The sequence below is a fragment of the Planctomycetia bacterium genome, from assembly GCA_021413845.1.
Taxonomy (GTDB): Bacteria; Planctomycetota; Planctomycetia; order Pirellulales; family PNKZ01; genus PNKZ01.
The window spans coordinates 1-13,763 of the sequence record JAIOPP010000090.1 but is presented as its reverse complement, the minus strand read 5'-3'; the positions used below and the strand labels follow the sequence as shown (position 1 = coordinate 13,763).

11 protein-coding genes are annotated in these 13,763 nt (G+C 63.6%); 4 read left to right on the top strand and 7 right to left on the bottom strand.

Annotation, left to right across the window (positions count from 1 at the left end):
* Positions 1-37: 37 nt before the first annotated feature.
* The gene (locus tag K8U03_16120) at positions 38-1,870 is read left to right on the top strand and encodes a sulfurtransferase (GenBank protein MCE9606421.1); all 1,833 of its coding nucleotides are present in this window, start codon (positions 38-40) and stop codon (positions 1,868-1,870) included.
* Here K8U03_16120 and K8U03_16115 read toward each other — a convergent pair.
* From K8U03_16115 to K8U03_16100, 4 genes are all read right to left on the bottom strand, one after another.
* Positions 1,854-2,621, bottom strand: a complete 768-nt coding sequence (locus K8U03_16115; protein ID MCE9606420.1) for a Crp/Fnr family transcriptional regulator — start codon at positions 2,619-2,621, stop codon at positions 1,854-1,856. The two genes, K8U03_16120 and K8U03_16115, sit on opposite strands and share 17 nt — an antisense overlap.
* A gap of 320 nt (positions 2,622-2,941) precedes the next feature.
* Positions 2,942-4,327, bottom strand: coding sequence for an alanine racemase (locus K8U03_16110; protein MCE9606419.1), 1,386 nt, complete (start codon positions 4,325-4,327; stop codon positions 2,942-2,944).
* Positions 4,324-5,370, bottom strand: coding sequence for an ATP-grasp domain-containing protein (locus tag K8U03_16105; GenBank protein MCE9606418.1), 1,047 nt, complete (start codon positions 5,368-5,370; stop codon positions 4,324-4,326). Before K8U03_16105 ends, K8U03_16110 begins: the two co-directional genes overlap by 4 nt.
* A gap of 87 nt (positions 5,371-5,457) precedes the next feature.
* Positions 5,458-5,703: a PqqD family peptide modification chaperone gene (locus tag K8U03_16100; protein MCE9606417.1), complete on the bottom strand. Its 246-nt coding sequence runs from the start codon at positions 5,701-5,703 to the stop codon at positions 5,458-5,460.
* A 342-nt stretch (positions 5,704-6,045) separates the two neighbouring features.
* Between K8U03_16100 and K8U03_16095 the strand changes: the two genes are divergently transcribed.
* From K8U03_16095 to K8U03_16085, 3 genes are all read left to right on the top strand, one after another.
* Positions 6,046-6,594 (top strand): sigma-70 family RNA polymerase sigma factor, encoded by a 549-nt coding sequence (locus K8U03_16095; protein MCE9606416.1) that lies wholly within the window; start codon positions 6,046-6,048, stop codon positions 6,592-6,594.
* A 101-nt stretch (positions 6,595-6,695) separates the two neighbouring features.
* A complete protein-coding gene (locus K8U03_16090; protein ID MCE9606415.1) occupies positions 6,696-9,644 on the top strand; it encodes a serine/threonine protein kinase in 2,949 nt (982 codons plus the stop codon).
* Between the two features lie 1,036 nt (positions 9,645-10,680).
* Positions 10,681-11,514: a YHYH protein gene (locus tag K8U03_16085; protein ID MCE9606414.1), complete on the top strand. Its 834-nt coding sequence runs from the start codon at positions 10,681-10,683 to the stop codon at positions 11,512-11,514.
* A gap of 76 nt (positions 11,515-11,590) precedes the next feature.
* On the opposite strand, the gene K8U03_16080 is transcribed toward K8U03_16085, so the two are convergent.
* From K8U03_16080 to K8U03_16070, 3 genes are all read right to left on the bottom strand, one after another.
* Positions 11,591-12,694: a methyltransferase domain-containing protein gene (locus tag K8U03_16080; GenBank protein MCE9606413.1), complete on the bottom strand. Its 1,104-nt coding sequence runs from the start codon at positions 12,692-12,694 to the stop codon at positions 11,591-11,593.
* Positions 12,695-12,767: 73 nt separating this feature from the next.
* Positions 12,768-13,448: a hypothetical protein gene (locus K8U03_16075; protein MCE9606412.1), complete on the bottom strand. Its 681-nt coding sequence runs from the start codon at positions 13,446-13,448 to the stop codon at positions 12,768-12,770.
* A 2-nt stretch (positions 13,449-13,450) separates the two neighbouring features.
* The coding region (locus K8U03_16070) for a hypothetical protein (GenBank protein MCE9606411.1) at positions 13,451-13,763 on the bottom strand (313 nt) is incomplete at its 5' end.

Below are 13,763 nucleotides of genomic sequence, written 5' to 3'. Positions count from 1 at the left end.
GTTTCCGCCCCCGGATCGACGCGGCCGAAAAAGTATCATGAGTTCGTCCCCTGCTCCGCTCGACGCCGCCGCGCCGATCGTCAACGTCGCCGCGTACAAGTTTGCGCCGCTCGCGGATCTGAAGCCGCTCCGCGAACGCTTGATCGCGCTCGCTCGTTCGCGCAACCTCAAGGGGACGATCCTGCTCAGCACCGAAGGAATCAACCTCTTCGTCGCCGGTGCGCGTGAGGGCGTCGACGCGCTGCTCGCCGAGCTGCGTAGCATCGCAGGCCTGGAAAATCTGCCGGTGAAGATCAGCGAGAGCGCGCGGCAGCCGTTCTCGCGCATGCTCGTGCGCATCAAGAAGGAAATCATTGCGTTCGGCGTCGAGGGGATCGATCCCGCGCGAAAGCCGGCGCCGAAGATCTCGCCGCAGGAGTTGAAGCGATGGCTCGATGAAGGTCGGCCCGTCACCTTGCTCGACACGCGCAACGACTACGAGATCAAGCTCGGCACGTTTCGCGGCGCGGTTACGGTCGGCATCGACCACTTTCGCGAGTTTCCGAACGCGGTCGTGCGCTTACCCGAGGAATTGAAGCAGCAGCCGGTCGTGATGTTCTGCACCGGCGGCATTCGTTGCGAGAAGGCCGGACCTTTCATGGAGCGCGAAGGTTACGAGCAGATCCATCAGCTCGACGGCGGCATCCTCAAATACTTCGAAGAGTGCGGCGCAGCGCACTACGACGGCGAGTGCTTCGTCTTCGATTACCGCGTCGGCCTCGATCCTTCGCTGCGCGAGACCGAAAGCGATCAGTGCTATGCTTGCCAAACTCCGCTCACGGCCGAAGACCAGCAAGACGCCCGCTTCGTGAAAGGGGTCTCGTGCCCCTACTGCTTCGCCCCCGGCGAAGAGCAACGGGCCCGAGCGCTCGCGGCTCGGCAACGCGCGCTGCGCGCCGCGGTCGCGCCGCTACCGGGCAGCATTCCTTATCACAACTATCGCCCGCTGATCGTTCCCGCCGCGTTCGATCGGGCGACGTTGCTCGACTTTCTCTGCGGCATCTTCGCGCATGTTCCGCGCGAACATTGGGCCGAGCTCTGCGCCTCGGGCCGCATCCTCGATGTCGATGAGCGTCCCGTGCCGGCCGAGCATAGGGTGCGCGGCGGCGAGCGGTATCTCAACTCCGAGCCCGCTACCACCGAGCCCGACGTCAACGCCGCGATTCGGATCGTGCATGAAGACGAAGCGTTTATCGTGTTGCACAAGCCGGCTCCGTTGCCGCTCCATCCGAGCGGTAGGTTCAACCGCAACACGCTCCAATCGATTCTGCAAACCGTGTACGCGCCGCAGAAACCTCGGCCCGCTCATCGGCTCGATGCCAACACGAGCGGGCTCGTCGTCTTCTCGCGCACACGCCACTTCGCGGGCCTGCTACAGCCGCAGTTCGCGGAAGGGAGCGTCGAGAAGATCTACCTCGCGCGCGTCGTCGGCCTACCGCGCGAGGAAGAATTCTTTTGCGATGCGCCGATTGGAGCCGAGACGCTCGAAGCCGGACTTCGGACGATCGACCTCGTGGCCGGGCTTCCCTCGCGCACGGAGTTCAAGACGCTCCACCGCTTCGACGACGGCACCACGCTGCTCGAGGTCCGTCCGCTGACCGGCCGGACGAATCAGATTCGGATCCATCTCTGGCATCTCGGCTTCCCGATCTGCGGCGATCGTTCTTATCTCACAGGTCATCGACTCGGCGAGATGCAGACGCACGCCGTCGACGATCCGCCGCTCTGTCTGCTTGCGCATCGGCTCTCGTTTCGCCACCCGCTCACGGGCGAGCGCTTGGAGTTCACGTCGGAGTTGCCCGAATGGGCCGCGGCTAAGAAGCCGGATTGAAGGCGTGCGCACCGGCGAAGCCATCGCGTTCGCCGGAGGGAAACTTCTCGAGCAACCGACGCCGATTTTCCTTCGTGGTGCGGTAGCATTCGCAAGCCCGCTCTTCGAGCGCGCGATGGTCGACGATCGTGATCCGGCCGCGGCTATGCCGGATGATTTCCTGCTGCTGGAGCGGCTGAAGCACATCCGTCACGCTCGGGCGGCGGACGCCGAGCATCAGCGCGAGAAATTCGTGCGTATGCGGCAGCTCGTTCGATTCGAGCCGATCGCACGACGTGAGCAGCCAACGGCAGCAGCGTTGCATGACGGTGTGCAAACCGTTGCAAGCCGCGGTTTGCGAGACGGCCGCGAGAAACGTCGCCTGAGAAAGCTCGAGCAGCCGGCGCAGCGTCGGGTTCAGCTTGAGCTCTTCTTGCATCACCGCGGCCTCGAGGCGATAGGCTTCTCCCGCCGATTGCACGATGACTTTGTACGGCGAGTGGGTCGCTTCGTTACAGGTCGAACAGCCGACGAGCCCTTCTTTGCCGATGCTCGCGATCTCGATGCCGTCTCCCCCTTCCATCATCGCCAGCGCCGAGAGCGCGCCGCGAATCGGAAAGTAGACCTGCTTCAGCGGGTCGCCGGCTTCATAGATCACGTCGTTGAAGCGCAGCGGCACGAGCTGCAGCCGCGCGAGGAACGACCGGTGTTCAGGCTCGGTGAGTCGGCCGAGGATCCAGTTGGTCGAGAGCGACGCGGAATCGCCGCTCATGAAGCTTCACCGGCGAAGAGGTGACGAGCACGAAGCATCGAGGGAGGCCGCCTTTGACATCGTCCGAACCGATAGCGCTATAAATGTCGAGCATGCTACCCTAGCCTTCCTCACTAAAAGAAAATATCAGGAATTTCCTTACGAGCGGGTTTAAGACGATCGCCGCGTCTGAGGCGAGCGGGGACAGTCATGTCAGGGTTTTGAAGCCACTGTTGAACCCGCCGAAACGCATCGCCGGTAAGATGAATCCGAGCGCGCCCCTAACGGCCGGTTCACACCGGCCGCTCGCCTCGGAGGTCGAGAACTGAACAACTCGCCCGCTACGCCAACTCACGCCACGGGCGAATGCCGGCGTCGTTCGACTGCAATCGCTCCGGCAACACTTCGCGCCGTTCGATATCGCTCAGGTCTTCCCGCTCGCGGATCAGTTCGACGTCGCCGTTCTCCATCACCATCACGACGTTCGGGCGATACTCGATGAACTGCAACCACTGCGTGTTGTTATACGCCCCGACCGGCGAGAAGATCAGCCGATGGCCTCGATCGAGCGGCGGCAGCGCCACGCCGTCGTCGATCGCGTCGATGTTCATGCAGAGCGGCCCATAGACGACGCTCGTTTCGTTCGGCCCGGAGACTTCGCGATCGACTTCGACTTGATACTTGTACCAGAACGAAGTGAACAATAGGTTCACGCCGGCGTCGGCCACGTAGGCCCGCGTGCCGTCGGCGAGGCGCTTCGTCGCTTGAATGGTGCTGATGAGGTAACCGGCCTCGTCGACGAGCGTCCGGCCGGCTTCGACGATCAGCCGCGGCTGATGGCCCGAGCGGAGCGTGTTCGCCAGCGCGTCGCAGATCTGCTCGGCGAAGTCGTCGAGCGAAGGAACCGAAACGTCGGGCGAGAGATAGGTTCCCTTGAGTTTGCTGCGCGAAGGGAACCCGCCGCCGACGTCGATGTATTCCATCTCGAAGCCGAACAAGTTCTGCAACTCGTAACCGAACTTCACCATCTTCTCGACCTGTCGCGCGTAGGCCGTCTCGTCGAGGATATACGTGCCGATATGGCAATGCAGCCCGGTGATGCGCAGTTTGCCGCCGCGGACCATGCGCTTCGCGGCATCGAGCGCTTGGCCCGACTCCAGGTTGAAGCCGAACCGCGACCATTGCGGATGGATGCCGACATCCATATTGAGCCGGATTCCGACGTCGATCGTCCGGCCGAGTTGCTCGGCGATTCGTTGCAGGTCGTCGATCTCGTCGAGATGATCGACGTTGACGGTCACTCCTTCCGCGATCGCCTTGAGCAGCACTTCGTACGGCTTATGCGGCCCGTTGAAGATGATCTGCTCGCCGGGCACACCGAGCGCCTTCGCTTTTTCATACTCCATCTGCGAGACGATCTCGGCGACGGCCCCTTCTTGGTGCATCAGCGCGCAGATGGCCTTGAGATAGTTCGTCTTGTAAGACCAGCCGAACGTGACGTGCGGATAGCGGGTCGTGAAGGCGGAGCGCAGCTGCGAGAAACGGCGGCGCAGCGCTCGCTCCGAATACACGAACAGCGGCGAGCCGTATTTTTCGACGAGCTCGGAGACGCGCACGCCGTCGATCGCCTTGCGCACCCGACGATGCGACGTCGCTCCGACGCCGAACTTGTTCATCATCTTGCTTTGCAGCTTCATCACCATCGGCTTCTCGTAGACCATTTTCATCGGGCGGCTCCTCGCGTCATCACGGTTTGAAAACGGTCCAGGCTCGTCACCATCTCGTCGGTATAGCGCATGAAAAATCGGCCGGCTTCGTAGTCGGGCAGCGGCGGCAGCGGCAAGCCCATCGCCGTGCGCAGCATCCGGGCCGGCAGATTCAAACCGACGCCGGTCGCAAAGTACGACCAAGCCGGGAAGCGGGGATTGATCTCGATCAGATAAAGTTTCTCTTGCCGCGCGTCGAGAATGCACTCCAGCTCGAACGGCCCACGCCATTTCAAGCCGGCGACGAACCGCTCGGCCGCTTCGTCCATCAGCGGGTTCTTCAGCGTCACGGCCGACCAGACCTTGCCGAGCGAAGTCGTGGAAATCTTTTTCATCGAGACGGCGCCGAGCAAACCTCCTTCGCCGTCGCCGACGCCGACCAGGTTCAACTCGTCCCCGGTGACCATCTGTTGCACGATGACGGGATAGCCCCATTCGGCAGCCACGGCGCGAAACTTCGCGACCGCTTCCAAGGCCGTGTAGGCGCGATGCGCTTGGTAGTAAGCCCCTTTCACCATCACCGGATAGCCGAGCTTTTCGCAAGCGTGAAACAATTCGTCTTCGCTCGACACGACGAACGTCTCGGGCACATCGACGTCGATCGTCGCGGCGACCTCGACGAGCTTGTCTTTGCCGCGCAAACGAAACTGCTTCATCGTCGGCAAGAAGGTCCGAATACCGTGGCGCTCGAGCACGTCGGCATACTTGATATACAGCGGCAGCTCGATATCGAGATTCGGAATGATCCAATCGAGGCCGTGGGCCGCTTGCACTTCGAGCAACCGCTCGACGAACTCGCCGCCGCCGGCCGAAGGATAGGGCAACGTATACGACTGGTCGAACAACCAGTCCATGTAGATGCCCGGCTCGAGCGCATCGTAGGCGAGCCCGAGCGTCCGGACGTTGAGATCCAAATCTTCCTTCAAGCTCCGGGCGATGCCGGTGCCGGGCCCGGGGTTGTCGGCGGCGTTGATGCCGGAGATACCGACCGTAATGCCCTTCATGCTGATGATCACGGTCATAGTTGCTTCTTTTTCGGTAGCGTACGGGGCGGTAGATTTTTTTCGAGCGACGATTCTTGAACGAGCGGCTTACAACAACTGCCAAGAGCGAAGTCGGGCGACGAGGTCGGCGACGTCGCGGCGAATCTCGGTCTCGCCGGCATCGAATCTGCGCACCGCTTCATCGGCCGCTTGAACTTCATCGCAGCCGTCTTGCATCCAGCGCAAGATCGCCAAGGCGGTCGGGTTGGCGACGTAGGTGTCGCCGGTCGTCGAGTCGAAGAGGAAACCGTCGTCTTTAATCGTGAGGTGCGATAGTCGGTCGACAATGCTCATGGCCGGAAGCCTTCGAAACCAAGGGTCTTTAATTGTTAGAAAACCGTGCTGCTCTACCTAGATAAACGGCGGCTCCGGCCCGGCGTCTACAACTCCGCCGAAAAAACGGCCGGCCTCTTTCGAGACCGGCTCGAACCCCCGACGACGAGCGACGTAATACCGGTTATGATCGAGGGAAACCGTAGGATTTCTCCCCTCCGGATATTTTTTTGTAGACGCTTTATGAACGATTCCGTTTCTAAACTAGGTGCTCGCGACGACTCCCTGTCCCGCGATCCGCTGACCGCTCGAATGCTTTCGGGCGAAGAGGCGGCGCTGGTCGAGTTTTTTGCGAGTCACCGGATGCGATTGGCTCGGATGGTGCAATTTCGGCTCGATCCGCGACTGCGAGGTCGCGTCGATGCCGAAGACGTCTTGCAAGAGGCTTACGTCGACGCGGCCCGACGGATCGACGCCTTCCGAACTTCGCAGCCGATGACCGGTTTCGTGTGGTTGCGTTTGATCGTCGGACAAACCTTGATCGACTTCCATCGTCGGCACATCGGCGCGCAAATGCGCGACGCCGGCCGCGAACAGTCGATCCAGGCGCGCTTGGCCGACGGGACTTCGCTGACGATGTCGTTCCAACTCCTGGGCCGGTTGTCGTCGCCGAGCCAGGCGGCGCAGCGAGCCGAGTTGTCGGAGCTCGTCACGACGGCGCTCGACGACATGAACCCGACCGACCGCGAAGTGCTGGCCTTGCGACACTTCGAGGAACTGACGAACAAGGAAACGGCCGAAGTGCTCGGCATCGAAGTGAAGGCGGCGAGCATTCGCTACGTTCGCGCACTCGAACGCTTGAAAACGATTCTGAAGCAAGTACCCGGATTCTTCGACGCAACGGAAAGTTAAAACGGCGAATTGACATGACACCGGAGCCGGTTCGATCCTCGAAGTTGTCCCTCGGCTCGGAGTCTTCGACTCCGCCACGCTCGCCGAACACCTCGAACCCGATGATCTCCGATCCGACGGTGGAAGACGCCTCGAAGCGCGCGCCCGCCTCGTTCTCGCCGGATACGGCTCCGATCATTCTCGACGACGACGACCTGTTCGAGATGGTCGCCGCCGACTTCATGCGCCGCCTCCGCGACGACGACCGGCCGACGATCGAAGAATACGCCGGCCGTTATCCGCAGATCGCCGAGCTGCTGCGCACGCTCCTGCCGACGATCGCGGCGGTCGAGAACGTGAAGGTACGCACCGGCTATACGAACGAAGGGGGACGCGCCTCGCTCCGCAAGATGCCCGAGCGCCTCGGCGACTTTCGACTCCTACGCGAGATCGGCTCCGGCGGCATGGGGGTCGTGTACGAAGCGCGGCAAGAATCGCTCGAACGAAACGTCGCCGTGAAGGTGCTGCCGCCGCAAGTCTTGAACGACGAGCGGCGCGTGTATCGGTTCGAGCTCGAAGCCCGGCTCGCCGCGCAACTCCATCATACGAACATCGTGCCGGTGTTCGGCGTCGGCTTCGACGAAGGCCTGCATTACTATGTGATGCAATTGATCGACGGCTCGGGCCTCGATCGCCTTTCGGCCGCGCAGCCCGACCACCGGCTCGACCCGCGCGAAACGGCCCGCATCGGGCGCGACGCGGCCCGAGCGCTCGAATGTGCCCATGCGCAGGGGACTTTGCATCGCGACGTGAAGCCGGCGAACATCATGCTCGATCGGGCCGGGCACGTCTGGATCACCGACTTCGGACTCGCGCAGGCTTTGGAATCGGAAGACACGGTCACGCGCACGCATGTCGCCGGAACGCTCCGCTATCTTCCCCCGGAGCGCTTTCTGGGGATCTCCGAAGTGCGCGGCGATGTGTATTGCCTCGGCGTCACCCTCTTCGAGCTCGCCACCGGACGCGTCCCGTTTACGGGCATGACGAGCGTCGAGCTGATGCGGCAGATTACGGAAACGAGCTTGCCTCGGCTCCGCTCCGTCCACCCGCTGCTGCCGGCCGACCTCGACACGATCATCGCCAAAGCGACGGCCCGAGAGCCGGCCCACCGCTACGCTTCGGCCGGCGAATTGGCCGACGACCTCGATCGGTTTCTCGAAGGAATGCCGATCCGTGCGCGGCGAGTCTCGTCGTTCGAACGGATGCGCCGCTGGTGCCTGCGCAATCGGGTCGCCGCCGCGGCGCTCGGCTTAGCAACCGCCTCGCTCGTCACGCTGACCGTCGTGTCGGCTTGGGGCTATTGGCATACGTCGCGCTTGAATCAGGAGCTCACGAGCTCGCTCGCGGCGCAGCGCGAAGCGCGGGCCGCGGCCGAATCGATCTCGGCGACTTCGCTCGAGGCGCTCGATCGAGTCTTCGAGCGGTTCGCGCCGAGCAATTCGCTTACCAGCTCGTTCGCGAAAGTCGACGGCATCGCGAGCGACGGAGCCGGCGCATCGACGACCGCCGTGCCGACCGTCTCGCCGCAGATCGCCGCGGCCTTGGAAGACTTGTTGCCCTACTATCTCAAGCTCGCCGGCGAGCGCGGCTCCGATCCGCAAGTCCGCCGACAAACGATCTCGGCCCGACATCGGATCGGCCTGATCCATGCTCGGCTCGGCCGGTTCACCGAAGCGCGCGAAGCCTGGAACGCGGCTGAGCGCGAGATCGCCGGCTTGGTCCCCGCCACCGCAGACGACGGAACGCGCACCGGTCTGGCGCTGCTCGCGGCCGAAATGGCGTGCGACCTCGGCGACACGGAGCGCTTGGAAGATCGCAACGTCGAGGCCCGCGCCGCCTACACGCTCGCGCTCGCGGACTTATCGCAACTCTCCGAATCGCAAGCGACGTTCGCCTCGCGCCGTACCTCGGCCCGCATCCATCTGGCCTTGGGAACGCGCGACAAAGGACCCCCGCCGTCGCAACAGCCGCACGCCGGTCCCGGCCCGCACGGACCTCCGGACGGTCGAGGTCCGCACGCAGGCCCGCCTGATGGACCGCCGGGAGGACCGGGGGGCAAAGAGGGTGAACGAGGGGGCCCCGGTGGCCGGCCCGGCGGTGGTCCGGAGCGCGGGCCGCCTCCGTTCGCCGGCCCGCCGCATCCGCCCGGCCCACCGCCGTTCGGGCCCCACTTCGGCCCGCCACCGTTTGGTGGGCCGCCGCACGACCGGATGCCGCCGGGACCGCCGGATGGTCCCCCTGGCGAACACGCGCCATCGCCCGAAGTCGATACCATGCTCAGCGCCCATCTGGCTTCGGCGTTCGTGTTGTTGGAGCAGCTCGCTATCGAACGACCGGCCGATGCCGAAGTCCGACTGCTAATGGCTCGGTGCCTGCATCAGCGCTCGAAAGCCGGTCCCTTAGGTCGCGAGCAGTGGGAATCGGCCGACTATCGGCAATCGGTCGCGTTGCTGCGCGGCCTGTGCAGCGAATTTCCGACGGTTCCGGACTTCTCCTACGAACTCTGCGAGACGCTCGTCGATTTCCATGTGCGCGACATTCCGCCGGTCGATCGTCCGGCCGCGGCGGCGCAGCTGCGCGAAGCGGCCACGATCTCCGATCGTCTGCTCCGCGAACATCCGCAAACGACCGCCTACGCGATCTCGAACGTACATATCTACCATCGGCTCGGCACGCTTGCGCGCGATCAAGGAGACCTCGCCGAATCGGAGACCGCGCTGAAGCGCTGCTACGAAGAGCAACAACGGATCGCCCAGCAATTCGCCGGCGTCTATCTACAAACCGAATGGCTGGCACGGATCAGCCGCAACTACGCCGAGACGCTACTCCGTCGCGGGCATCCAGACCAAGCGCTCACGGTGATTCAAGCGACGAGCAAGGTCGTCGAGCCGTTGCTTAAAGACGAAGCTTTAAAAGCTCAAGCGACGCACGATCTCGATATCTTGCGGCAGTTCGAAGACCGCTTGAAAAAGACCCCGCCGCGCCCGGTCGGCGGCAACGAAGGGGAATAGCTTCCCGCACTTTCTCTCGCTCCCTGTCGGCACCCTTTAGGCCTCCTTCTCTCGCACTGAGAAGAGTTAGGAAATCATGAAGCGTTACTACTCGTTCTTCGTGGGTGGTTTACTACTCTCGCTCTTCGGCTTCGTCGCCACGCTCGACGCGCAGCCGCCGCCGGGAATGCGGCCGCCCCGCCAAGGGTTCGGACAGCAGGGCTTCGGACCACAGGGCGTCGGGCCGCAAGGCTTTGGACCGCCAGGCATGGGCCCTCAAGGCTTCGGGCAGCAAGGGTTCGGCCCGCCGCCGGGCCGGCGCATCGTCGATGAGACCGTACCGCGCCGGAGCGAAAGCGAAGACAAGAAGTCGCAACGCGGCTTGATCGACAACGCCGATTTCGAGATCGCCGAGGGGAAGAAAGCCGGCGCAAGTAAGTCGGCCGGCGGCACGACCGGTATCAGCACAACGCCGCGCGGCTTTACCCTCACCGGCGACTATCTGTACAGCTACCTCGGCAATCCGAAAACCGACCGCACCGGCTGGGGCGTCCGCTTCCCGTCGGGCCGCGATGTCGACGGCGACGGCAAGCGTGAAGGAGCGTTGACCGCCACGGTGCGCAATCTGCGCAGCGAAGAGGGACGCTGGTTCCGCTTCCGCGTGCGGGGCCTCGCGCAAGAGGGCTTCAGCTCGTCGTCGAAGCAACTCTTTTTGAAAGCCGAGTTCTTCGCCGCCGACGGCCAGAACTCGCTCGATGCCGTTTCGAAAAACCTTTATCCCACGGTAGAGCAAGCGCGCCGCGACGTTCCGAGCGGCGACACCGGACCGCTCGGCGCCGTCACCTGGACGACGCACGCGCTCGAGTTCCACACGCCGTTCGTCGAAGTCGACACGCTCAAGCTCTCGGTCGGCTTTCGCGACGGCAACGGCGAAGGAGAGCGCAGCGAGTTCATGATCGACGACATCGAACTGGTGCGCATTCCCGACCCGGCCGACTATGTCGCTCGCGCGGCGACGAAAACCGGCGCGCCCACGAAACCCGCCGCGCTCGCCGGCATGCTGCCGCTCGGCGGACGCTGGTATTACGACCCCCGCGGCGAAACGAAAGCAACACCGAAGCAATTCGACCGCTCGAACGCCGACCGTCTGTATTACTTGACCGATCGCCTCGAAGCGCCGTTTGCCGACAACACGACCGCTTGGCTCCGGCGCGGCTATCTCGATCTCGCGGGCAAGCTGGTCGAGCAAGATCGCTTCGTGCCGGACAACGTCGTCGTCTCGTTCACGCCGACGCACCTGGTCGGTCGTTCGCACAACTTGCCGAACCATCCGACGGCCGTGTTCCCGGACAATGCCCGCGCGCTCGACGGCAGCCACAACTACATCAAAGAGCAAGACGCGACGTGGCTCATTCCGCTGGAGCCGAAAGAGAACCCGGAGAAGCAAGCCTTCACGAGCATCGCGAACCGCTACGTGATGCCGCCGGGCCCGATCGGCATCGCCATCAACGGCGTCGTCTTCTACGATCCTTACGACGCCGAAGCCGTCGAAGCGTTCTGGAGGCTCGACCGGTGTTGCGGGCATCCGAGCCCGTTCCAACAGTATCACTATCACAAGTATCCGGTCTGCGTGAAGTCGCCCTGGAGCGACGACGGCACGGGCCATTCGCCGCTCATCGGCTTCGCATTCGACGGCTTTCCGGTATACGGCCCTTACGAGGCCGCCGGCGTGATGGCGAAAGACTCGAAGGAGCTGCCGCTGAACGAGTTCAACCTCCACGACGATCCCGAGCGCGGCCCGCACTACCACGTAACGCCGGGGCGCTTCCCGCACATTCTCGGCGGCTACTGGGGGACGCTCGAACGAAAGAACGTGAAGCGGCCGATGTAGCGCAAGCGGAAGCGAGCCGCCGGTTGTGAGCCGGCCGCTCGCCGCGAATTTTAGCGTTGGAGTTTAGAGTCGAAGCTTAGCGTCGCGTATCGAGCTCGCCGATCGGCTGGGCTTCGATCACGCTGTAGAACGCGTCGTCGATCATCGGCGTGACTTGCACGATCTCGAAGCCGGCGGCGTGCAAGAGTTGCTCATAGGCTTCGAGCGGCTTCAAAAGCGAGCGGCCGAAGGTGTCGTAAAACAGGTAGCGAAACTCCCACGCCACGGTGTAGTCGACGTTCCCTTCGACGAGCGCTTCGTTGATCACCAGCCGGCCTCCCGGCACGAGCGCCGCTTTCGCTTTGCGAAACAGCATCAAGCAGATCTGCGGATTCCAATCGGTCAGCACGCGGCTGAACAAGACCCGATCGAAACCGGTCGGGAGTTCTGCGCGGAGGAAGTCGCCGATGTGGACGTGAACCCGTTCGGTCAGACCGCGCGAGGCGATGTTTTGTTCGGCCAGTCGGGCGGAGGCGGGGAGATTGAAGACCGTCGCGTCGAGGTTGCCGTAGAGCTCGACCAGCGCGCAGGCGATCGTGCCGTCGCCGCCGCCGACGTCGAGCAGGCGCTCGGCATGGGCCATCGCCCCGGAGTTGACGAGCGTCCGAATCGCGCCGGTCGCGGTGACGCGCATCCAGGTCTCCAAGTGATCGGCCGCCTCGGCGCTTTCGGGCGGCCAGCGCACCGCCTCGGGGAGCGGCATGCCCCGCAGCACGTCCGCAAACGGCAGCATGGCGACATGGCGCCAATAATGCACCAAGTCGCGATAGAAATAGCCTTCGTCGCCGCGCGGACCGAAATACTCGATCGCTTCTTCGGAAAGCCCGAAGATCGTGCCGTCGGTCCCTTGTGCGCCGCGCTTGTCGACGCCCGGCGTTTCCGTCAGCAATCCGGCGAGCGCCAAGAGATGCAGAAACTTCCAACCGCGCGTGAGATCGAGATTCAAACGACGACAAATCTCGTCGGCCGCTAAGGGACCGGCGCCGCCGAGCAGCTCGGGGACGCGCAGCTCGATGAAGCCTTCGAGCAGCCGGGTCTTCGCGCCGCCGGCCAACAGTTGGTAGTAGCGATTATCTCGATCGCGGGGCGAGCCTTTCGGCGGTGCCGGCGATTCCCACAACGTCGACGACGGACTCAGCATCGAATGACTCTCCGAAAAGATAAAGCTCAAGAAGATCGAGGGATCGGGCTGATGGATCGGGGCTGCCGCACGGTTACTTCTTGCGGCCGGCGACGGAATTGGCTTGGTAATACTTCGCGGTCGCGTTCTCGGCATCGAGGGCCAAGATCATGTCGCAAAGCGCAGCGACGTCGTTCTGTTGCGAAGCGACGCTCGTTAGAAGCTGCTCGCTCAGAAACGTCACGTCGGTGGGATAGAGCTCGAGGATCGCGGCATTGAGTTCCCGCGCCGGGCGATACTTCCCTTGCAAGCGGAGGGCCGTGGTCAGTCGCAAGCTGCCGGTGTAGTTGTTGGCGTCGAGCGTGAGGATGGCGCGAGACACCCCCTCGACCTCGGCATAGCGCAGCTCGGCCAGCATCGGCAACGTCACGCCGAGGCGCGGCTCGATCGCTTTGGGAGCCATGCGCATCGCCGCTTGATAAAACTGCTTCGACGTCGTGTAATCGGCTTTGAGATAATGCAACCAACCGAGCCGCAGATTCACGAGATAGCTCGCCTTGCGCACGGCAGTCAGCGCGAGAATCGCTTCGTCGTATTTCAGCTCCTTCTCCAACGTGAGCGACTTCGCGACCGCTTCGTTGGCGATGTCGCCGGCGATCGCCGCCGCGACCGTGGAGATGATGGAGACGCCGCCGATGGTCGGCGCGCCGGCGAAGGCGAGCGCCGTGCCTAGCGCGAGCATGGTTCGGCGGCTGAATAAAGCCCGATACTTCATCGTTAGGTTCCTTTCGAGGAGGCCGTTTCCAACCAATCGGCGCCGCACGACTCGTCTTCCGAGCGGGGCGCAACCGGCACCGCGGCTTTCAAGCGAAGTTCCAAATCGCCGCGGCGAACCGACGCCAAGCCGTAGATCGGGTCGAGGTCGACGCGGGTGAGCGAAGCCGGCGCGAACCGCGCGGGAGCCGTGGTCGATTCGATCGTGTACGGCCCGACGTAGCGAAGCGAAACGGCCACGCGCGCCAAGCCGGCCACGAACGGCGCAGCGGAGAGCGCAACCAATCGGCCGCCGCGCGAAGCGACGAGCCCGATC

Coding starts and splice junctions, on each gene's coding strand:
- K8U03_16105 (MCE9606418.1), bottom strand. CDS start 5,370: ATGAAGGGCATTACGGTCGGTATCTCCGGCATCAACGCCGCCGACAAC.
- K8U03_16115 (MCE9606420.1), bottom strand. CDS start 2,621: ATGAGCGGCGATTCCGCGTCGCTCTCGACCAACTGGATCCTCGGCCGA.
- K8U03_16120 (MCE9606421.1), top strand. CDS start 38: ATGAGTTCGTCCCCTGCTCCGCTCGACGCCGCCGCGCCGATCGTCAAC.
- K8U03_16080 (MCE9606413.1), bottom strand. CDS start 12,694: ATGCTGAGTCCGTCGTCGACGTTGTGGGAATCGCCGGCACCGCCGAAA.
- K8U03_16110 (MCE9606419.1), bottom strand. CDS start 4,327: ATGAAAATGGTCTACGAGAAGCCGATGGTGATGAAGCTGCAAAGCAAG.
- K8U03_16075 (MCE9606412.1), bottom strand. CDS start 13,448: ATGAAGTATCGGGCTTTATTCAGCCGCCGAACCATGCTCGCGCTAGGC.
- K8U03_16090 (MCE9606415.1), top strand. CDS start 6,696: ATGATCTCCGATCCGACGGTGGAAGACGCCTCGAAGCGCGCGCCCGCC.
- K8U03_16100 (MCE9606417.1), bottom strand. CDS start 5,703: ATGAGCATTGTCGACCGACTATCGCACCTCACGATTAAAGACGACGGT.
- K8U03_16095 (MCE9606416.1), top strand. CDS start 6,046: ATGCGATTGGCTCGGATGGTGCAATTTCGGCTCGATCCGCGACTGCGA.
- K8U03_16085 (MCE9606414.1), top strand. CDS start 10,681: ATGCTGCCGCTCGGCGGACGCTGGTATTACGACCCCCGCGGCGAAACG.